The sequence below is a fragment of the Chryseobacterium sp. JM1 genome (assembly GCF_000737715.1).
Classification (GTDB): Bacteria; Bacteroidota; Bacteroidia; order Flavobacteriales; family Weeksellaceae; genus Chryseobacterium.
This window is the reverse complement of sequence record NZ_JPRN01000005.1, coordinates 155,658-177,473: the sequence shown is the minus strand read 5'-3', so window position 1 is coordinate 177,473 and position 21,816 is coordinate 155,658. Positions and strand designations below refer to the sequence as shown.

22 protein-coding genes are annotated in these 21,816 nt (G+C 37.3%); 9 read left to right on the top strand and 13 right to left on the bottom strand.

Annotated features, from left to right (window positions below; translation table 11 throughout):
* Window positions 1-45: 45 nt before the first annotated feature.
* Both IW22_RS10615 and IW22_RS10610 read right to left on the bottom strand, forming a co-directional pair.
* Window positions 46-1,344: a T9SS type A sorting domain-containing protein gene (locus tag IW22_RS10615; RefSeq protein ID WP_034726375.1), complete on the bottom strand. Its 1,299-nt coding sequence runs from the start codon at window positions 1,342-1,344 to the stop codon at window positions 46-48.
* A gap of 195 nt (window positions 1,345-1,539) precedes the next feature.
* Window positions 1,540-2,352, bottom strand: coding sequence for a T9SS type A sorting domain-containing protein (locus IW22_RS10610; protein WP_034726374.1), 813 nt, complete (start codon window positions 2,350-2,352; stop codon window positions 1,540-1,542).
* A gap of 511 nt (window positions 2,353-2,863) precedes the next feature.
* On the opposite strand from IW22_RS10610, the gene IW22_RS10605 reads away from it, so the two are divergent.
* From IW22_RS10605 to IW22_RS10565, 9 genes are all read left to right on the top strand, one after another.
* Window positions 2,864-5,002 carry a TonB-dependent receptor plug domain-containing protein gene (locus IW22_RS10605; RefSeq protein ID WP_034726373.1) on the top strand — a complete coding sequence of 713 codons (2,139 nt, stop codon included), beginning with the start codon at window positions 2,864-2,866 and terminating at the stop codon, window positions 5,000-5,002.
* A gap of 11 nt (window positions 5,003-5,013) precedes the next feature.
* Entirely contained in the window at window positions 5,014-6,138 is a 1,125-nt protein-coding gene (locus IW22_RS10600) for an HmuY family protein (protein ID WP_034726372.1), read from the top strand.
* Window positions 6,139-6,160: 22 nt separating this feature from the next.
* Window positions 6,161-7,039, top strand: coding sequence for a hemin ABC transporter substrate-binding protein (locus IW22_RS10595; RefSeq protein ID WP_034726371.1), 879 nt, complete (start codon window positions 6,161-6,163; stop codon window positions 7,037-7,039).
* Window positions 7,023-8,063 carry a FecCD family ABC transporter permease gene (locus tag IW22_RS10590; protein ID WP_034726370.1) on the top strand — a complete coding sequence of 347 codons (1,041 nt, stop codon included), beginning with the start codon at window positions 7,023-7,025 and terminating at the stop codon, window positions 8,061-8,063. Before IW22_RS10595 ends, IW22_RS10590 begins: the two co-directional genes overlap by 17 nt.
* Window positions 8,063-8,833 carry a heme ABC transporter ATP-binding protein gene (locus tag IW22_RS10585; RefSeq protein WP_034726369.1) on the top strand — a complete coding sequence of 257 codons (771 nt, stop codon included), beginning with the start codon at window positions 8,063-8,065 and terminating at the stop codon, window positions 8,831-8,833. Before IW22_RS10590 ends, IW22_RS10585 begins: the two co-directional genes overlap by 1 nt.
* 2 nt (window positions 8,834-8,835) lie before the next feature.
* Complete coding sequence (locus IW22_RS10580) at window positions 8,836-9,486, top strand: class I SAM-dependent methyltransferase (protein WP_034726368.1); 651 nt, start codon at window positions 8,836-8,838, stop codon at window positions 9,484-9,486.
* A 4-nt stretch (window positions 9,487-9,490) separates the two neighbouring features.
* Window positions 9,491-10,519: a hemin-degrading factor gene (locus tag IW22_RS10575; protein ID WP_034726367.1), complete on the top strand. Its 1,029-nt coding sequence runs from the start codon at window positions 9,491-9,493 to the stop codon at window positions 10,517-10,519.
* Window positions 10,520-10,937: 418 nt separating this feature from the next.
* Entirely contained in the window at window positions 10,938-11,810 is an 873-nt protein-coding gene (locus IW22_RS10570; RefSeq protein WP_034726366.1) for a ChaN family lipoprotein, read from the top strand.
* A gap of 488 nt (window positions 11,811-12,298) precedes the next feature.
* A complete protein-coding gene (locus IW22_RS10565) occupies window positions 12,299-12,928 on the top strand; it encodes a peptide deformylase (protein WP_051891188.1) in 630 nt (209 codons plus the stop codon).
* A gap of 15 nt (window positions 12,929-12,943) precedes the next feature.
* On the opposite strand, the gene IW22_RS10560 is transcribed toward IW22_RS10565, so the two are convergent.
* From IW22_RS10560 to IW22_RS10510, 11 genes are all read right to left on the bottom strand, one after another.
* Window positions 12,944-13,675 (bottom strand): NERD domain-containing protein, encoded by a 732-nt coding sequence (locus IW22_RS10560; RefSeq protein ID WP_034726365.1) that lies wholly within the window; start codon window positions 13,673-13,675, stop codon window positions 12,944-12,946.
* 101 nt (window positions 13,676-13,776) lie between these two features.
* Complete coding sequence (locus IW22_RS10555) at window positions 13,777-14,199, bottom strand: organic hydroperoxide resistance protein (RefSeq protein WP_034726364.1); 423 nt, start codon at window positions 14,197-14,199, stop codon at window positions 13,777-13,779.
* Complete coding sequence (locus IW22_RS10550) at window positions 14,200-14,634, bottom strand: MarR family winged helix-turn-helix transcriptional regulator (protein ID WP_034726782.1); 435 nt, start codon at window positions 14,632-14,634, stop codon at window positions 14,200-14,202.
* 33 nt (window positions 14,635-14,667) lie between these two features.
* Window positions 14,668-15,300 (bottom strand): NAD(P)H-dependent oxidoreductase, encoded by a 633-nt coding sequence (locus IW22_RS10545; RefSeq protein ID WP_034726363.1) that lies wholly within the window; start codon window positions 15,298-15,300, stop codon window positions 14,668-14,670.
* A 568-nt stretch (window positions 15,301-15,868) separates the two neighbouring features.
* Window positions 15,869-16,180: a hypothetical protein gene (locus IW22_RS10540; RefSeq protein ID WP_131401722.1), complete on the bottom strand. Its 312-nt coding sequence runs from the start codon at window positions 16,178-16,180 to the stop codon at window positions 15,869-15,871.
* Window positions 16,181-16,247: 67 nt separating this feature from the next.
* The gene (locus tag IW22_RS10535) at window positions 16,248-17,201 is read right to left on the bottom strand and encodes a protein-glutamine glutaminase (RefSeq protein WP_131401721.1); all 954 of its coding nucleotides are present in this window, start codon (window positions 17,199-17,201) and stop codon (window positions 16,248-16,250) included.
* Window positions 17,202-17,896: 695 nt separating this feature from the next.
* On the bottom strand, window positions 17,897-18,625 hold the full coding sequence (gene lipB / locus IW22_RS10530) for a lipoyl(octanoyl) transferase LipB (protein ID WP_034726360.1): 729 nt from the start codon (window positions 18,623-18,625) through the stop codon (window positions 17,897-17,899).
* A 77-nt stretch (window positions 18,626-18,702) separates the two neighbouring features.
* Window positions 18,703-19,437, bottom strand: coding sequence for a tryptophan synthase subunit alpha (trpA, locus tag IW22_RS10525; RefSeq protein ID WP_034726359.1), 735 nt, complete (start codon window positions 19,435-19,437; stop codon window positions 18,703-18,705).
* A gap of 92 nt (window positions 19,438-19,529) precedes the next feature.
* On the bottom strand, window positions 19,530-20,708 hold the full coding sequence (gene trpB / locus IW22_RS10520) for a tryptophan synthase subunit beta (protein ID WP_034726358.1): 1,179 nt from the start codon (window positions 20,706-20,708) through the stop codon (window positions 19,530-19,532).
* 4 nt (window positions 20,709-20,712) lie between these two features.
* Complete coding sequence (locus tag IW22_RS10515; protein ID WP_034726357.1) at window positions 20,713-21,258, bottom strand: hypothetical protein; 546 nt, start codon at window positions 21,256-21,258, stop codon at window positions 20,713-20,715.
* Complete coding sequence (locus IW22_RS10510; protein ID WP_034726356.1) at window positions 21,242-21,766, bottom strand: hypothetical protein; 525 nt, start codon at window positions 21,764-21,766, stop codon at window positions 21,242-21,244. Before IW22_RS10510 ends, IW22_RS10515 begins: the two co-directional genes overlap by 17 nt.
* Window positions 21,767-21,816: the final 50 nt, after the last annotated feature.

Below are 21,816 nucleotides of genomic sequence, written 5' to 3'. Positions count from 1 at the left end.
ACCGCCTTTTGATTAGAAAAAATAGAAAGTATTATAATTTTGAGTTTATTTTACGATAAGCTTTTTCGTTTCCGTACTGCCTCCGAAAGTGATTTTTACCATATAATTTCCGGCAGTAAGGTGAGATAAGTTCAGATCCTGCTTGTAGAAACCAGCCTGATTGCTAAGTTCTGCAGTATGTACTATTTTCCCGGTAAGGTCATAGACCTCTATGCTTCCTTTATTGTTTGCTTTTTCTTTAACGTCAAAAAGAACAGTTACTTTTTTATCAGCCGTTGTTGGGTTTGGATAAATTCCGAAAGAAGCTTTTTTGCTTACTTCTGTAATCCCTAAAGTGGCTGTAATCTTCTTGTATTTGAAATACATATTTCCGGTTTGAGTACCTTCATTGGAAATAAAATACATTCTGTAATAGTCTGAACCCTGTTTTACATAATATACTGCATCAGAATATACTCCAGAAGTAGGCTTCCATGAATGACCGATAGTCGTAATATTACTAGAGAATGCAGTGGATGCAGGAATAGTAGATGTTGCTGTTTCCTGAGTCTCAGGTCTTACTTTGGCTACTGTGATATTTGAATTCTGAATAACCCCGGACATTCTGTACTTCATGGTTTGTGGGTTTCCTTGTTGGTCTGTATAAGGATAATCTGTGTAATATCTTGTAAACATCATATCCCAGTTGGCTCTTGAAGGCTCAAGGTTGGAAACCTTTTCACCGGTAGCAAATGAGAAGTAGTTGAAATAAGCATCATCACTTCCGTTGGCAATTGTTTTTGTTTGTGTAGCATCCCATGAAGAGGTAGCTGCATTCCATTTTGCATATTTAAAAGTATACCCTGAAAAATAATCTTCAATCATAAATTTAACAGATGCTCCCGAAGCGTACTGCATAATGAAGATTACTTTTCCTTCTACATGGTGGTTTCCCGGGTTGTATTCTCCCCATCCGTAGGTTGCGGAACCCTGTTCAAAAGCACCTTCCTGCAGGAAGTTCGTATTGTCAACATTAAAAAGTGGGGCTCCGTAAGAAGCTACGCTATTGCTAGTGATGGTATTCCAGTCAGAGGGGTTAGCAGACACCTGGTACACTTTGATATCATAAGCGTCATTAATTCTTGTTCCAAAATTAGTTGCAGAAGCTCTGTAAAAAGCTACATCCCATGAATTGGCGGGCTGTGATACTATATTATTGGCACTAAAATCGAAAAAAACACGGTTCTGGTAACTGCTCCCCATAGACAGATTAACTGTCGTGTATCCATTAGCATCCGTCTGTGCCAGTACTGTTTGTTGAACTGAAAGTGCAAACAAAGAAGTCAAAAGTAATTTTGTTTTCATAACAAGTAAAATTTATATTCTTATTTAGAATGATTCTACAAAAGTATATAATTATTTTTAATCATTCTAAATAAAAACATGATATTTATCGTGTTTCTATTTAATTCTACGATCAATATTCTTGTTTTTGGAGATAAAAAGAGCCGGCTGGAAAACTTCCAGCCGGCTTTATAAAGGGATACTGTCTAATAAACCTTATTTTTTGATGAACTTAGATTTTATGACTGAACCTTCTGCAGTTTCGATAAGGATATAGTAAACTCCTGTGTGAAGTGTACTGATATCAAATCTTTGTCCGTTTAGTTTTCCTTCTGTAGCTTTCTGTCCTGCAGCAGAATAGATTTGAATATTTTTGGGTGCTTTTGCTGATACAAACTCAAGAGCTGTATTACTAGCATTCACGGCAAACAGCATATTTTCTTTTGATTTCGCATAGTCGGCAACACCTAATGCACCGGCAGCGGTTAATACCACATCATCCATACGTAATGCTACGTGATTCACACTTGCTGTAAATCTGAATGCAATGTACTGATAAGCTGAAGCCGGCACGGTAATACTCGTTGTTGCATCCGTAGGCGATGTCAGATTAATAAGACTTCCTACAGGAGTAAAAGTAGACATATCGGTCGGGCTTGCTACAAGACCTACTTCAAGTGTTCCTGTTCCTCCGGGTGTACCCCCGATAAGAGCAGAACTGAATGATAAAGTCTGAGTACCGTTGGGAGCGACAATTTGTGGTGTGATCAGATAAAATGCCTTATTTCCAGCAAAGAAAGAATAAGCCTGAACAAAACTGTTTCCGGTTCCCGGCTCAACAGTAAGCATTGGTACCAGACTTGGGTTGGTAGGGCTTGAAGAAGGAGGGATTACCGTACTCCATCCTTTTTGAGGAAGTGAACCTGTACCTGTAGTGAAAGAACTGAAATTTTCATTTATAGATGATACTTGCGCATTCGCTGTAAAAGCCGTAAACATTAATGTTCCTAAAAGTAGTTTTAATTTCATAACATTATCTTTATTTAGAATTATTCTACAAAAATAAGTATTAATTTTTAATTGTTCTAAATAATCATAAATTTAATATTCAAATTTTATTATTGTCTACATAAAACCGGTTGTTTTTCATTATAAAATTATTCGCAAAGTATTGGAGATGGAAGAAGACATAGGGAAATGGTTTGAAATTAAAATATAATCCCTGGCTTATTTTATTGCCCTTTTTACACTAAAGCTAATCAGTTAGATTATTGAGACTTTCGCAAGTTATAAGGCTGCTGCTAACTTCCAAACTGCGTATTCCATTAATTTCTCTGTTGATCATTAATAACTCTATTTTTTCATCATATTTTAGTTTTAACAAAAAAATTATGATAAATATCAATATTTAGTTAAAAACATTTATATAGAAGCTTCCGTGGAATGACAATTCTTATGAAAAGGTAAAAAAATAAATAATATTTTTCATTATTTTTAACTATTCTAAATAAAGCGTTATATTTGCCAAAATTTTTACTCTATGAAGAAGAAGGTGCTTTCCGTTCTATCATTATCCATGGCCTTATGGATGAGTGCACAAGAAAAAGATTCTCTTAATCAGAAGAAAATAGAAGAAGTTGTCGTTACGGGACAATATACTCAGCAGTCTATTAATAAATCCATTTATAAAGTAGAAGTTATTAATGCGGAGCAGATCAAAAACATGGCTGTTACGAATGTAGCGGAGGTTCTTAATCAAAATCTTAATATCTTAATACAACCTGACAGAAGCAGTGGAGACTCCAATGCCAATATCATGGGGCTTAGTGGAGAATATACTAAAGTTCTTATTGATAATATTCCTGTGGTGAGCGATCAGGGAATGGGAAACCTGGTTGACCTTACAAAACTCAATGTAAATAATATCGAGCGTATCGAGATTGTAAAAGGATCAATGGGTGTGGAATATGGAAATAACGCTGTAGCAGGGGTTATCAATATTATTACCAAAAAGAATTATTCTAAAAAGTTTAATCTTTCCGCCAGCCTGCAGGAAGAAACAGTAGGAAAAGAGTATGACTGGTTTAAAAAAGGAAACGGACGTCATGTTCAGTCTTTAAATATCGGGTATAAATTATCAGAAAACTGGACGGTTACGGCAGATATCAACCATAATGATTTTCAGGGATATAAAGGAAAATACCAAGGATACAAATTCTTTGATCCGGATAAAGCACTCAGAGGTTACGAATGGCAGCCGAAAGATCAGCTGATAACCAACGCAGCAGTTCGATATGCAAAAAACAATACCTCTTTATTCTACAAGGTAAATTTCCTTACAGAAACCGTGAATTTTTATAATCCGCTTGTAACGGTGGATATATTGGGAGAGGGAAACAGAACATATGTATCAAATGATAAAGATTATTTTACCAAAAGATGGATTCACCAGTTTAATATCCAGACAAAACTGGGTTCAAGAATAAACTATACAGGAGATTTTTCTTACCAAAGCCAGGAAAGAAAATACCAGGATTATAAGTATGACGTCCCAAGCAGAATTGAGAAATCCAGAAATGCCAAAGAAACTTACTACAAATCAGAAGTTTTTTATTCAAGAGGTATGTTCAGCAATTTCCTTAACAGTGAAAAAATCAATTTCCAGTTAGGATACGAATTGGATAGAACGAAAGGTTTTGCGAGCAGTACTACAGGAACTTTCGGAATGACAGGGAAAGAGGATATCAGCAGAACAATTTTCAATTATGCCAATTTCTTATCAGCAGAATGGAAACTGACAAACCGTTTTTCTGTACGTCCCGGAGTAAGATTGGCATTGAGTGATCAATTTGACTCTCAGTTCAATTATTCAATGACGGCAAGATATAACTTTAATGAAAAGTCAGATATCCGTGGTGTTTTCGGATCAGCAAACAGATTTCCGACTTACGATGAGTTATATACCTATATGGTGGACAATAACCACGATATCAGAGGAAACGAAAATCTTAAACCGGAAACGGGATATTCTCTAGGTTTGTTCTGGGACTACAACATCAAAAATGCCAACGACTGGAAATTCAATTTCAGCGCTTCAGGAATGTATCTTGATGTGAAAAACAGAATTGAAAGCGTGATTGTGAGCAACAGCCCACTTAAATATACTTACTTAAATATTGACAGTTATAAATCTCTGTTATTCGGTGGAAGTGTCAATGTAAGAAAAGACAACCTGAGTTTTAACGCAGGAGTTTCTACACTGGGGATTTCACAGGCTTTAAATACAGGAAAACTTAATTCTCCGGAAGACTTTAATTTTTATGTAGAAGCTAATTTAGCTGCTAATTATACCCTTCCAAAAACCAGGACGCTTTTTGCTCTTTATTATAAATACTCAGGCGTAAGCAGACAGTATGTTCATAAGGCAAACGCTCAGGATCCATTGGATCCGGGACAGTATGTTCTTGGGGAAATCGGAGATTTTAACATGATGAATTTTACTGTTTCCCAGCCATTCTTTAAAGATCATTTTGAATTGGCTTTAGGAATAAAAAATATTTTTGATGTATCCAGCATCAGAAACACAACTGTAGCAGGTGACAGTCATAATGCCGGTTCTGGTAACCAGAATCTTTTCTACGGCAGAAGTTATTTTGCCCGTTTAAACTATAATTTTTAATAAGAATTAGAATGAAAAAAGTAATATTTTGCCTTTTATTCGGTGCTTCATTTGTATTTCAATCCTGTATTAATGATAATGAAGATCCTGTAGCGGTAGCCCCTGTTCAGGGTGCCATAGGAGATCCCAATGTAGGAGGGGCTGCACAGCCCAATCAGGTTTGGATTGACTTAAGTGAGATAGATCCGGTTACAAAAGGACCTGTACAGACTCTTACCAAAAGAACAGACTGGGATCTGGCGTTCTATTCGGGAGCCAATTTTAAAGTGGTTATCAATTCATCAATCATGATGGCTGCCGGAAAAATTCCGAACGTTACAACTTTGGATCAGGTAACAGAAGCTAGTGTGACTGCTTTGAAAAATCAGGTACAGGTTGCTAATTTTAATCCTGCCAATGTCGCTTATATTGACGATGTGAAAGGTGATTTCCCAACAGGAACTACTGCAATAGAAGAGATTAAAGCTGTAGATTCCGAAAATGCAGTATATCTTGTGAATATGGGTAAAGAAATTTACTCAGGTTCAATAGCTGTAGGATCTGTAATGACAGGTGGTGATGCAAGAGGATGGAAAAAAGTTCAGATCACAAGAGCCGGAGAAGGGTATAAAGTGAAATCAGCAGATCTTGACGGAAATAACTATTATGAAGTAACAGTAGCTAAAAATGCAGCTTACAATTATAGTTTCGTTAGTTTAAAAAATAAAAAGCCGGTATTCATTCAGCCTGAAAAAAATAAATGGGATCTGTGCTTTACAGTATTTACCAATACCATTACAGGAGCGGGAAGTTATATTTATGCTGATTTTGTAAATAATAATAATGTTGGCAAAGTAGGGGCTTATGAAGTTGTAGTTACTTCAGGCTCAGGAATTGATGCTTACAATAATTTTAAAAAGGCAGATGTAAACGATTCTAAGCTTGTTTACAATGATCATCGTGTCATTGGAGGAAACTGGAGAAATCCGGTAGGAACTAATGGGCTTGAAGTCTATGGTGACCGTTTTTATGTTATAAAAGATTCGGATGGATTTTATTTCAAACTGAAGTTTACAAGACTTACAAAAAGTAAAACAGATAATACCGGAGTAGAAGGAGAACGTGGCTTCCCTCAATTCGAGTATAAACCTTTATAATCAATCAAATAAATCGTATATCATGAAAAAAATAATCCTTGCAGCTTCTATTTTGATGGCAGTCTATTCATGCAAAAAAGAAGAAGGGGCAAAAAAAGAAAATACAACAGAAACCTCTGCTGAGGCTCCGAAAAGCAATAACAAAATCGTTACCTTAAGCGGTGGTGTTACAGAGATTGTAAGTGCATTGGGCCACGAAAAAGAAATCGTAGCAACAGACGTTACCAGTACGTATCCTGAAACATTAAAAACTACAGCTAAAGGCTTAGGTCACGTAAGATCAATGACGATTGAGCCGATCATGGCGGTAAATCCTACTTTAATTTTAGCTTCAGAAAAAGATATCAATCCTGAACTGATGACGAAGATCAAATCTTCAGGAATCAAAGTTGAGGTTTTCAAGCAGGATTACACGGTAGAAGGAACCAAAAAACTGATTGCTGATGTAGCAAAAGCTGTTGGAAATACAGATTATCAGAAATTAAACGATAAAATTGATGCTGATTTAAAGCAAATCCAGCCTATCGCTAAAAAACCTAAAGTATTATTCATCTACGCAAGAGGAAACATGCTGATGGTTTCAGGAACAAAAACACCAATGGATGCACTGATCACCCTTGCCGGTGCACAGAATGCCGTAACCGATTTCGAAGATTTCAAACCTTTGACACCGGAAGCAGTAGTAAAAGCTAATCCGGACGTTTTATTCTTCTTCTCAACCGGCCTTGAAGGCGCAGGAGGAAACGAAGGAGCTCTTAAAATGCCAGGCGTAGCACAAACCAACGCAGGTAAAAACAAGAAGATCATCGCAATGGATGGAGGGTTAGTTTCAGGTTTCGGACCTAGACTAGGAGAAGCAGCATTAGGATTAAACAAACTTTTAATTGAGAACACAAAGTAAACTGTACTTTTATCTAATAATAGGTGCCGTACTGCTTGCTATCATAGCAGTACTGGCGCTTAATACTGGAGTCTACGACTTTGGAGGAATGTCACCCTTCAAAGTTTTATGGCAATATATAAAAGGAGATCCCGACTTATCTATAAGCAACAAATATGTGATCTGGGATGTGCGGGCAGCAAGGATCATTATGGCCATTTTAATAGGAAGCATGCTGGCAGTTTCAGGAACCGGTCTGCAGGGGCTTTTCAAAAACCCTCTGGCGACAGGAGATCTGATAGGTCTTACATCAGGAGCCACACTACTGGCGGCAATTGCCATTGTTTTAGGAGGGCATTTCAAACAGTATCTTCCTGAAGCCGTACAATTTTCAATAGTAGGCATTGCAGCATTTATTGGTTCCTTTTTATCCATGATGCTTGTCTACAGGATTTCTACGGCTGGCGGAAAAACCAATGTCGTGATGATGCTTCTTTCTGGAGTAGCCATTACCGCAATCGGGTTTTCAATCACCGGATTTTTGATCTATATCTCAAAAGACGAGCAGCTCAGAGACCTTACGTTCTGGAATCTGGGAAGTCTGGCAGCAGCAACCTGGACAAAGAATATTATTTTAGCAGTTGTTCTGGTCATTTCTTACATCATTCTACTTCCCAAAGGAAAGGCTTTAAATGCCATGATGCTGGGAGAAAAAGATGCACAGCATTTAGGAATCAATGTGGAAAAGCTTAAAAAGCAGATCATTATTATTGTAGCATTAATGGTGGGAACGTGTGTGGCATTTTCAGGAACCATAGGATTTGTAGGACTTATTGTCCCTTACATTCTAAGACTTTTGTTTAAATCGAATTACACATTTATCCTGCCTTTATCAGCCATATGCGGAAGTATATTACTGTTGACGGCAGATACGTTCAGCAGAAGCATTGTAGAACCTTCGGAACTTCCGATCGGGATTCTTACAGCACTGATGGGAGGTCCTATTTTTATTGCTATTTTAGTTAAATTCAAAAAATCTCTGTAATGATAAAGGCACATCAGATCAGTTACAAACACAAAGACTTCCATATTCTGGACGGGATAGATGTTGCTCTTGGATACGGTGAATTTCTTGCCATTGTAGGTCCGAACGGAGCCGGAAAATCAAGTTTGCTGAGTGTTTTGGCTAATGAGATCAAATCCAGACAGAAAATACTGTTTAAAGATAAAGATATCACCCAATGGGATGTGAGAGAACTGTCTCAGCACAAGGCTAAATTTTCACAGCACAACAGCAATGATATTCCGCTTGATGTAAAAGATGTGATCATGATGGGAAGGTATCCCTATTTTGATGCCCAACCCGGAAAAGAAGATCTTGAAGCCATGAATAATATGATGTACGAAACCGACATTTTTCATCTTAAAGACAGAGAGTACAATACCCTGTCCGGAGGTGAAAAGCAGCGTGTACATCTTTCAAGAGTCATGGCGCAGCTCGAAAATGAAATTGCCCACAAACTGGTCTTTCTGGATGAGCCGCTGAATAATTTAGACATCAAACATCAGTACAAGGCTTTGGAAATTATTAAAAAATTCACCAAAAAAGCCAACAGCGCTATCGTTGTACTGCATGATCTGAATCTGGCAGCCCAGTTTGCCGACAAAATTTTATTAATGAAATCAGGAAAGGTTTCCGCATACGGAACGCCACAGGAAGTATTCACGGCTGAAAATATCAGCCATGCCTATAATTTTCCGTGCACCATCTGCGAACACCCAATCACCAATAACCCAATGATCATTTTTGGATAACCATGGAAAAAGATGAATTAAAAATCCTCGCTCAGAACCTTGCCAATCCACAGGGAGAAAAAGGAATTGAGATCGGCGAGATGATGAACGCTACGAATATCAGCATGACCTTAGAAAGCGTCAAAACGCTTTTAATAGAAGATGATGAACACATCCTTGAAATAGGACACGGAAATGCCGGACATCTGAAAAATATTTTAAGCAGAGCCCAAAATCTGAAATACACAGGAGTAGATATTTCTGAAACCATGTACAATGAAGCGAAAAAGCTCAACAAAGACTTTGAAAGCCAGGCCGATTTTGTATTGTATGAAGGAAAAAAACTTCCCTTTGAAGATAAAACTTTTGATAAAATATTTACCGTCAATACCGTTTATTTCTGGGAAAACCCGGTTGAGTTTCTCAATGAGATCTACAGAGTTTTAAAGAATGACGGAACTTTCGTTCTTACTTTCGGACAGAGAAAATTCATGGAAACGCTGCCGTTTACGGAATACAATTTCACCATGTACAGCAACAGCGAAATGGAGGAGCTGGTTTCCAAAAGCCACTTCAAGAGAATGAAGATTTCTGAAAAAGAGGAAGATATTCAAAGCAAATCCGGAAACGAAACGATCCACAGAATTTATACAGTTTTAACCATAAAAAAATAAAATAATGAGCACGTTAGTTAATGATTTAAAGGAAAAATGGGAAGCTCTGAAAGCAGAAAATCCACATATAAGAATAAGAAACGCTGCGGCACAGTTGGGCGTAAGCGAAGCTGAATTATTGGTAACAAGCATTGGAGAAGGCGTTACGGTTCTGAATGCTGATTTTCCTGCTATCCTTACCGAAGCAGAGAAGCTTGGAAAAGTAATGGCGCTTACCCGCAATGACGAGTGTGTGCACGAAAGAAAAGGAATCTACCAGAACGGTGATTTCAGCAGCCCTCACGCACAGCTTTTCGTAGGAGAAGATATTGACCTTAGAATATTCCTTAACCACTGGAAATCTGCATTTGCAGTAGTGGAAGGAGATAAAAAAAGCCTTCAGTTTTTTGGAAAAGACGGTCTTGCCCTTCATAAGATCTATCTGACAAAAAATAGTGAAGAAGCAGCTTTCGATGCGATTGTAGAGCAATTCAAGGCAGAAGATCAGAACCAGGCGTTTGCTGTTGAGGCGGTGGCTCCAAAAGCACCTGAAAAGGCAGATGCTGAAATTGATGCTGAAGGATTCAAAAAAGCATGGACAGAATTAAAAGATACCCACGATTTCTTTATGATGACAAGAAAATTCGGGGTAAGCAGAACTCAGGCATTAAGATTAGCACCTGAAGGATTTGCTAAAAAAATAGATAATGCTAAAGTGGTGAATGTTCTTGAAGATGCTTCAGAAAAGAATATTCCGATTATGGTATTCGTTGGAAACAGAGGAATTATCCAGATCCACACCGGAAATGTGAAGAAAACACTTTGGCACCAGCAATGGTTCAATGTAATGGATCCGGATTTCAACTTACACCTGGATGTGACGAAAATTGCAGAAGCATGGATCGTGAAGAAACCTACTGAAGACGGAGAAGTAACGGCTATCGAAGTATTCAACAAAGAAGGAGACTTCATCGTTCAGTTCTTCGGAAAGAGAAAGCCGGGAATCCCTGAACTTCAGGAGTGGAAAGATCTTGTAGCAGAATTAGAGAAATAATAATTAGATGATTTTGAATGGGCCGTTTTGTTTTTTAATTCAAGACGGCCTTTTGTTTTTGATGCAGATCACTAGATTTGCTTAAGAATAAATAAATAGCAAATTTTTTTAACCACAAAAGTCACAAAAGTTTATTAAAGACTTTAGTTATTTCTAAAGTTAATACATTGCGCATAAGAAGTACACTTAAGTTCTGTGAAAATCTTTGATTTTCTGCTTATGTATTCTTAATGTTTTAAAATAGTAAAGCTTTTGAAACTAAAGTGTTTAAATAAGTTAAAAGTCTTTTGTGACTTTTGTGGTTAAAAATCAGTGTGCAAATTTGTGTTATTTGTGCAGCAACATTTGTGTAATTTGTGTTTAAATCAATTAAAATCAGCGTAAAAATTTGTATAATTTGTGTTTAAATAAAATAAAAATGAAGAATATTTTCATAGTCGTTTTGCTGGCAGGTTTTTGCTCATTAAGCGGGCAGGATATCAAAGCCTATCAGTTTTATGATAAGAAAGGGAAAGAAGTAAAGACCGAAAAACTGGTTAAAGAACTGGCTGAATATGATGTGGTTTTCTTTGGTGAAAATCATAACAGTTCTATCAACCACTGGCTTCAGCTGAAGGTGACGGAAGGTTTATTCCAGAAGAAAAACGGACAGATCATCCTGGGTGCAGAAATGTTCGAAAGAGATAATCAGGCGCAGCTGAATCAATATCTGGAAGGGAAATTTGATGCTAAAACATTAAAAGACTCTGCCCGTCTATGGAACAATTACGCGACGGATTACAAGCCGTTGGTTGATTTTGCTAAAGCTAAAAAGCTGAATTTTATCGCTACCAATATCCCAAGAAGATATGCGTCTCAAACGGCAAAAGAAGGCCTGGAATCTCTGAATAAATTAAGTGATAAAGAGAAATCTTATATCGCTCAGCTTCCGATTAAAGTGACACTGGATACTCCTGGATATCAGGAAATGAAAGCAATGATGGGTGATCATGCGGAAGGTACGAAAGTGATGAATTTCATCTCGGCACAGGCTACTAAAGATGCTACCATGGCTGAATCTATCCTGAAGAGTATGCAGGCCGGAAAAACGTTTATCCATTACAACGGAAATTATCACAGCAAGGAATTCGGTGGAATCTACTGGTACATCAAGCAGAAGAACCCGAATCTTAAGATGGCGGTGATCTCTGTTTTTGAATCTGAAGATCCTGAACTAAAAGTTCCTGCGAAAGAATATAGCCCGACAGATTTCAATCTGATCATTCCGGCTGATATGACGAAAACATTTTAAAATTCAATAGAAACGGGCTGTGGTCCGTTTTTTTGTTTTAAATAGACAAATTGTTTAAATTTTTTAATAGGAAAAACGCAAAGGAACGCAATTTTTTTCTAATTCGAATGCCTTAAGGCGCAAGGATTTTATCTCCGATAAAATTGTATAACGTTGTCATTACTAGGAGCACATCGACGAAGCAATCTCGTCCTTACCCTTGCTGAAAATCTTAGATTTTCTTGCGCCTTAAAATATCCTCATTTATGTTTAAGCTTTGCGTTTCTTTGCGCTTTTCCAACTATAAAAGGATATAATAAATGTCTGACAGCATAGTTTCAGGACTTTATCCGAAAGGTTTGAATATTTCATGATACCTGAATAAATACTTTTAAAATTCAATAGGAACGGGCTGTAGCCCGTTTAATTTATAAAAATAGCCAAAGAGGGCTTCAGCCCAATTATAGGTTTGAAACACATTAGCTATCTTTGCATCACAAATAGTAAAAATGAAAAAATTATCTTTTCTGCTCATCCTTTTTATTGGTTTTATCAACGCACAAAAATTGACCTCTGGTGAGATTTCTATCATTAATAAAGGGGATATCAATACGGCGATGCCAATTTATCAGACGACAGATGCTGATCAGCATAAAACTTTATTGAATCTTTCCTCAGAAATCAACCCAGTGGAGCTCAATACCGCTGTTTTAGTGAAAAGAATGAAAGAATCTTTGCTTTCAACAGACGGTGGAGTAGGCATTGCGGCACCACAGGTCGGAATCAACAGAAAAGTGATCTGGGTACAGCGTTTTGACAAAGAAGGAAATCCAATAGAATACTTCATCAATCCGGTGATTGTCTGGAGATCAGAATTACAAAACCTCGGCCCGGAAGGAGATTTATCCATTCCCGAATTCAGGGATCAGTTTTACAGAAGCAAAGTGATTCAGTTAGAATATGTGGATTTGAAAGGGCAGAAGTATTCAGAGATTGTGGAAGGTTTTACCGCGGTAATTTTTCAGCATGAAATAGACCATCTTTTCGGAATCCTGATTTCAGATAAAAAAGAAAAAGAGAAGAATGATTCTTATAAGAAAGTGGATGCTTTTAAGAAAAGCGATTCTACGACGAGATAATATCTGATAGAAGCCTTATCTACTGTTGTTCCTTGTATATTTACATTTCGGGAAATTACTACAGCCCCAGAAAGCCCCATATTGACCATTTCTTTTAATAAGGTTCCCCCCACAATCTGGGCATGGAATATTTCGGTTGATAGTAGAGTTGGCTATTACTTTTTTATCTTCAGTACGACTGTTTTTCCTTGCAGTGAGGATTGTTGCGACAATTTCGTTCTTGGTCCGTTCATATATATAAGCTGAGTCATATTTTTTTATGGTTTTGATTAACTTATTGGTATAAACAACATCAGTATATGTTTTGGTCTTTAGGGTTGCCCTTTTTGTAAATGTAATTATTGAGTAATATCGCAAATAAGGATAGTTTTTCAGGACGTGTTTTAAAGCATAAATATGACCCTGATTTTGTAAAATAGGATTGTAAAACTTACGTCTGTACTTATAAATAACCTGAAACCAATACCTGTCTTTTTCATAGCCTAAAATCCAGCCTTTATAATTCTTGGTTTCAATAACAAATATTCCATAATCTGAAACAATAATGTGATCTATTTGTGAAATGGAGCCTTTAATCTTTAATTCTATATTATTCAGGACAATATATTCTTTACTGTTTAATCTTTTAAGAATTTCAGAAACCCTGCGTTCACCAATATATCCTTTTATTTTTGGAGTATAGTATTTAATTAATAGGAAGAATGCTGCCAGAACTGATAGAGAAATAATTAAAAAACTATGATCCATGATGTCTGTATACTAATTCTGTTAGTGTTTTTTTGTTTTCCACTAGTAAATAAAAAATCTGCCTCCAAAGAAACAGATTTTTTATTAAAAAGGAATTAAACTTAGTTATTCGTAACAACAATTTTCACCTCCATATTATTTCTGGTCGCATTGGAATAAGGACAAATCTGGTGAGCCTTTTCCGTTAAAGCCTGTGCTTCTTCGATAGAAACTCCCGGAATATTCACATCCAGTTCTGCTGCCAGACCGAAGCCTCCGTTTTCAATCTGTCCGATGCTGATCTTAGCAGTTACTGTAGTTTCTCCTGTTTTGGTTTTCGCTAAACTGATCACTCTGTTAAGCGCACTGTCAAAACACGCCGAATATCCGGCTGCAAAAAGCATTTCAGGATTGGCAAAATCATCATTACCACCTCCTAAAGCTTTAGGCATTCTTACTTCAAGATCCAAAACTCCGTTTTCACTTTTTACATGGCCGTTTCTTCCGCCTTGTGCAGTTACCTGCGTTGTATATAACGTTTTCATTTATTTTTCTATTTTGTTTAATATTTTTTGGATAGTTTCCTTAAGATGAATAAGATCTTCTGTTTCTATTCCGATCTTATTCTTTATTTTTCCGGGAATTTCACATGCCTTTTGCTGTAGCTTTTTCCCAGCTTCAGTCAGGAAGACTTCAACCACTCTTTCATCCTCTTTTTTTCTTTTTCGGTCGATGATTCCCTTGCTCTCCAGTCTTTTTAGAAGAGGTGTTAAAGTTCCGCTGTCCAGAAAAAGTTTGTCGCCAATATGGCTCACTGCAAGACCGTCGTTTTCCCATAATACCATCAAAACGAGATACTGCGGATACGTAATGTCGATCTCATCAAGAAATGGCCGGTAAAGTCCCGTAATCTCCTTTGCAATCACATAAAGCGGAAAGCAGATCTGGTTGTCTAGTTGTAACGATTTTGAATTTTCCATAAGGCTGAGCATGAAAGGTTTGTTGTGAATATATTACTTTATGATGATAAATTCCTCCATAGGAACTCTCACTTTTTTCATCGTTGAAAGCCAGTCTTTTTCCTCATCTCTATATCCAAGATACAGAAGGCTGACACTTTTTAATCCTAATTCTTTTAATCCAAGAATTTCATCTACCACTTCATTGCTGAAACCTTCTGCCGGTGTACTGTCGATTTTTAATTCCGCAGCCTGAGCCAAAGCAAAACCTAAAGCAATATAAGTCTGACGCGCTGTATGGGCAAAATGTTCCGCAGAAGTCTGATTGCCATACATTTGTTTAAGCATATCTGTATAACTTCCAAAACGGCCCTGTGGCAGTTCTCTTACATCGGTATGATGGTCATACACTTTATCAATTTTTTCATTGGAGTAGCTGTCCCACGCGGCAAACACCAAAACGTGAGAAGAGTCTCTCATCACTTCAGGGTTTAGAGCTCCCGCTACCATTTTTTCTTTTAATTCCTGGTTTTCCACTACAATGATACGGAAAGGCTGAAGTCCTGATGAAGTAGGAGCCAGTCTCGCTGCTTCTAAAATAGTATTAAGATCTTCCTGTGATACTTTTTTTGACGGATCATACGCTTTTACTGCGTGTCTCCATTGTAGGTCTTGTATTAATGACATTTCTATTATTTTAAATTATATTTCTTTATGTAATCATCCCGAAAAATCCGGTGATGAATTTCTTTAGCAAATGTATAACTAATTAAATTGTGTGCAATTTAATTTTAATAGATTTAATTTATAGCGATTTTAGAGAAAAGCTAAATAGGGGTAGTATGGGTTGGAAAGTTTGAGGGTTTTAGGGTTTTAGAGTAGATGAGTTTGAAAGAGGGTTATCAAGTTGCTGGTTAAAAAACGTTCGGGGTTGCTTGTTTGTTGTAAATAAAATGCACAATCTCGGTCTAAACCTTTACCACAACCTTAGTCTAATGTCTGACATCTTGGTTGTTGGTTCTTGAATCTATCATTCACCTTTCACTTGCGAAGCAAAATTCACCATTGACATTTCTAAATGGTAGCCTCAACCTAAAATCAGATATCTAAAACAAATGTTTTATCCCGAACTCACGTTAAAACAATAAAAATCCCCATCATTCTCTGTGATGGGGGATTTTGAAGGATGTGGTTGGTTTTTTTCATCGGCCTGCTTTAAGTGCAGTATTTCGATTGGAAGGAGAGGAAATCCGTGTTAGGGAACTTCATTCACCTGTTTGATAATATTGGTGTTGTTTTCTATACCTATATTATATGCTTTTCCTCTTTTTTTACTCTCGCTTGTTTTTTCCAGAAGGGTTTTATAATCTTCCGCTTTTTTAGACAGGTAAAAAATTTGTGGACTTATTCCAATGGATACACGGGTGAATTCCTCCGGTTTTTCCGGATCTTCAGTGACATCAGTGATGACAGAGTTATTATACCAGGTCAGGTTCTGTGAACTTGAGTTTCCGGAACAGGATGTGATCATAAATAGTAGTAATAGTATATAAGTCCAGGGTTTCATAGAAAAAATATTTAGTAAACAGCTCCTGCAATTAAATTATTAAAACTGCAGAAGCTGTATAAGTTAATTAAAATCCACAGCTTCCAACATTTGGAGCCGGAGATGGAGAACATCCTGAAAGTGATGAGAATATAGTAAGTACACAATTCGTGTTCACTAAGTTATTGTCATACAGATAAGAATTGGAAGGGCTTCTGTAGTATACATTTCCTGCAGTATTAACGTAAGATGATACTGAAGCAGATCCGCAAGTCGTGTTGATACAAGCGTTTCTCCATGCCGTGTCCGTTACAGGTCCGCTAGGGAAAAGGGAAGGATCTATGATTCTTTTTTCAGTAACGCCGGATGCATTTTTATAGCTTACCAGAATGGCCACGTGATAACTCCATGCAACGCAGCAGGTACCGGTAGATGCTTTTAAGTTTCCGTATACAAACTGTTTTTCACAGTCGTAGCCGTTGTTGATCAGGATTTGTCTCATTTTGTGAGCTCTGGCATAGCATCCGTCTACAGGATATCTGAAAGTAATACATGGAGATGACGCTGTAGAAGTACCGCACGCCTGATTTTTGATCAGGGTAAACATGCTGTTCAGCGTAGCTACGTTGGGAAGAACGCTGGTAAGTTTGTTCGTTTCATTTTTAACCTCTTTGGTATAAGCAGATTTGAAAAAGCGAACATCTTCTTCGCTTCCTTTTTCTACTTTCGCAATTTCATGCGTGTTTGGCTTGATGAAAACCTGAATTGGAGATTCGTTTTTCACGGCTTCTCTGATCAGGCTGATGTACGCTTCATTTTCCTTTGTAGGCGTGATGGTATAGAACTGAGCTGTAACGATGAAAGATACTTTCAGGGTACCGTTTTCATCTTCTATTCCCACAGGAATCGTTTTTCCAAGATCAGTCAAAGGCTTTTTGCTCGTTTCGTTCTGACTCATTGGCTGTTCTGCGTTAGAGTCGTTACAGGCATTGAATGACAAGGCTGCCACGAATACCATCATTGATAACAGAAATTTTCTCATAATTTTCATAGTTTGGTGGTTAGTAATAAAATGTATTTATCTAAGTTTTGGTGTGTGTCGTTTTCCAATGAATAATTAAAAAAAATAGTTCACTTTAATGTGATATTAAAAGTAGACAAAAATAGTATACTGACAAATTATTTTCCAATAAAATGTTAAATATTTTAACATATGCTTGAATTAAACCAGTATTTTAGGGTATTGGGATGGGTTTTTAATATCAATATATCGGTAAAATTTCGATAGTCGTAAAACTTAAATTGAAAGCAGAGAGTGACAAGGTGTGTGTTTTGAGACTTAAAAATGTAAAAAGCTACTAATAAAAACATATAAAAAATGTCTGCTTATCATTTTAAATGTTTCATAATCGCAAGGGTAAACAAAGGTTTTTCGAAATGAAACAACTTTAATAAAGATAAACAAAGGCATTCCATTTAAGAGAGTAAAACAAAAGACATTGGAAAAATCTCAAAAATTCAGAAGTTTTGATTGATTTGAAAATCTTGTATTTCGGAGATAAGTGAAACGCCTTTGTTTATCTTACTTTAAAGAAATCAAAATTAATTCTTTGTTTTTCTTTGCGTTAAAGAAACAAAGCATTCTATACCTTATGTATTTGCAACTCATTAAATAATACAAAAAGAAAACCGGCTGTAGAACTACGGCCGGTTTTTATTGTTATTGCGAAGGATATATTATTTGTTTACAAGCTCAGCGCCGAAAACATCTGCAAAATGTTTTCTGATCTTAGCTTTCAGATCTTCCACTTCCTCAGTAGTCAGATCTCTTTCAAGTTCTCTTTTTACAGAAGTCACCTGCTTATCTTTGATCCCGCAAGGAACAATGTATTCAAAGTAACGCATATCAGTATTAACGTTTAGAGCAAAACCGTGAAGCGTTACCCATCGTGATGCTTTCACACCCATTGCGCAGATTTTTCTGGCATAAGGTTTCCCCACATCCAGCCAAACTCCGGTTTCTCCGGGTGAACGTTCCCCTTTGATTCCAAATTCAGCAATGGCCCTGATGATCACTTCTTCCAGATTCCTCATATACAGATGAATATCCGTAAAGAAGTTTTCAAGATCCAGAACAGGATAGCCAACAATCTGTCCGAAACCATGATAAGTAATATCTCCACCACGGTTCACTTTCACGAAAGTAGCGTCAATTTCCTTCAGTTTGTCGGTTCCGGCAAGCATATTTTCTTCATGACCGCTTTTTCCCAGAGTGTACACATGAGGATGTTCCACCAATAAGAAATGGTTGGATGTCGTTATATGCTCTTCTGCCGGTAAATCACGGTTTTTAATTTTGGTATCAATGATATTTTTCATCAGGCTCTCCTGATAATCCCAGGCGGGCTGATATTCTTTGATACCCAGATCTTCAAATTCTACTGATTTATTTTGATTTGTATTCATACGTTGCTGTCTGTTTTCTTAATGAGCATGGAGTTTTGACGTCCTGCCATTTTTCTGACATACAAATTTAGTGAATTTTAACCTTTTATAGAATGGATAAAATCTATGGCAGCATTCTTCCAGTCTTTATGATTCAAGAGCGTATGCACAAAGGCCGTTCCGATAATTCCACCGTCTGCTTTTTCAGTCACATTTTCAAAATCTTCTTTAGATTTAATCCCGAAACCAATCATTACAGGGTTCTTAATCGGAAGGGAAGCCAGCCTTGACAGATAGTTTTCATTTTTCAGAACCGCATTGTCATTTCCGGTGGTTGACGATGAACTTACCGCATACAGAAACCCGGAACTTAAAGAATCTAAGTATAAAATTCTCTCGTCGGAAGTTTCAGGAGTTACCAGAAACGTAAAATTAAGGTTATATTTTTTTATGATCTGCTGATAATTATTTTCAAATTCAATCGGAGGAAGATCAGGAATGATAAGCCCCGAAACTCCGCTTTCCGAACATTCTTTACAGAACTCTTCAAAACCGAAACTCAAAACCGGGTTGATGTAGCCCATCAGAATAATGGGGATATGTATTTTATCTTTGACGGTTTTCAGCTGGGAAAACAGTTTTTCAATGGTCATTCCGTTCTTTAAAGCCTGCTCATGAGCCTGCTGGATCACCGGACCATCTGCTACCGGATCCGAATAAGGCATCCCGATTTCCATCATATCCGCTCCGGACTGCTGGATCAGTTGTATAATATCAGCGGTATCTTCCAGTTGCGGAATTCCTGCTGTGAAGTATATGTTTAGTTTTTTCATTTTTTTTTGTATTAATGTATAGGGTAAAAAGTACAAAGTATAATGTACAAAGTATTAGGTAGAGATACATTGTACATTTTACATCCGACATTTTACAGATTCTTCAAATACGTTTCCATATCCTTATCTCCACGTCCGCTCAGGCAGATCACGACAATATCATTTTCCTTAAATTTCTTTTTATCCAAAACGGCGAGAGCATGAGAACTTTCCAGCGCCGGGATAATTCCTTCCAGTTTTGTCAGTTCAAAAGCAGATTGTAAAGCTTCCTCATCATTGATACTGAAAAATTCAGCGCGTTTCTCTTTAAATAGATGAGCATGAAACGGCCCGATTCCCGGATAATCAAGTCCTGCAGAGATCGAATGGGGTTCAATAACCTGTCCGTCTCCGGTTTGCATCACAAGACTTTTACTTCCATGAAGAACGCCTAATGTTCCCAGGAAAGTGGTCGCAGCTGATTTTCCGGAATCAACACCTAATCCTCCAGCTTCCGCAGCAATGATCTTCACCTCTTTTTCTTCCACAAAATGATAGAAAGTTCCCGCGGCATTACTTCCTCCACCTACACAGGCGATCACATAATCCGGATTTTCCCTTCCTATTTTCTCTTTCAACTGCTCCCTGATCTCTTTTGAAATAATACTTTGAAATCTGGCCACTAAATCAGGAAACGGATGAGGACCTACCACACTTCCGATGACATAATGGGTGGTCACAGGATTATTGATCCAGTCTCTAAGAGCTTCGTTCACTGCGTCTTTCAGTGTTTTTGAACCTGAGGTTGCCGGAATAACTTCTGCCCCCAGCATTTTCATTCTTGCCACATTCGGAGCCTGTCGCTGGATGTCAATCTCACCCATGTAAACGATGCATTCCAGACCCAGTAAAGCACAGGCCGTAGCGGTAGCCACGCCATGTTGTCCTGCACCGGTTTCAGCAATAATTCTGGTTTTCCCCAAACGTTTTGCTAAAAGAACCTGTCCCAAGGCATTGTTGATTTTATGGGCTCCGGTATGGTTGAGGTCTTCTCTTTTTAAATAGATCTGAGTATTGTATTTCTGGCTTAAATTCTTAGCGAAATAGAGTGGTGTAGCACGTCCCACGTAGTTTTTAAGCAGGTCCTGATACTCATTCTGAAACTCCCCGGATTCTATAATCTCAAGATAGTTTTTCTGCAGTTCCTCTACATTCGGGTACAGCATTTCTGGGATGAAAGCGCCTCCGAATTCACCATAATATCCGTGTTCATCAGGGTTTTTATAATTCATTGTATTATTCTTTAGTGATTAAATAAGCATTGTTTTCCGGGCCAAGCTGTCTGAGCAGTTCTTTTGTTTCTCCGGAAGTATTAAAAATTAAAATATCATCATCTTCAGAGCTGATCCATCCGGTTTCATCATTTTCAAGGATGGCTTTGGCTTTATCTTCCAAAATTTCAATATCACAGAGATGATAAAACGGGCGCAGATCTGTAAAACAGAATCCTATAGTTTCAAGATTCCTCTGAATGATATTTTCTGTAAAAGACCGGACCAAATGCGATCCGTATCCTTTTTTCTCCTGAGCAGAAACCAGACCAACCGCCTCTGCAAAAGAATATTGTTTTCCGGAGATCTTCAGCACAAAATCAAAATTAAGCCGGATAACCGAAAGTATTTCACCTTCAGAGCCCAATAGTAAATGAAATTCCGAATCTTTAAAGGACCTGCGAAAGTCTGAAGGTGTCATCTCGCTCCATTCCTGAACTTCCCACAGGTTTAAAATAAATCCTGTCTCGTGATCCGTCAGTTCGTTTGGTTTTTTAATTTGATAATTCATCAGTTAAGCTGTTGATAAAATGGATGTTATGGTTTCGTTGCTGTCTTGTTATCAGTTTTTTATGATGCATAAATTCAATTTTGCTGGTGAGGTCTATTAATGTCGCCGTATCTATTTTAGATTCATACATCGTGACCGCAATTTCCAGGTTGTCAATTAAAAAATAAGGATCGGAATCTTCATAAAGCAAAAAAATCTTTGCATAAATCTTTCCGAGGTCATATTTAATATTCGCCTTAACATGGCTGTCTAAAAATTTATCCGAAATAATAACCAGATAATAGCTGTTCCAAAGGCTGATCCTTTCAAAGAAATACTGGATATCACTTTCATCAAAGCTTTTGATAATGCCTATAAATTCCTGCAACTGCCCGTCTATCGTCCAATATTCCGTATCACTGTCATTTTGAGAAACAAAATTATACAGAGACTGTATTTTTTTATTCCCGAATTTTGGCGGAAATAAGGTTTTATAAAATGTTTTTTTTAACTGATGTATGTTCATCATTTTTGTGTGTATTTTTTTAGAGAGTCCCGAAGGGACGATTTAACTGTAGT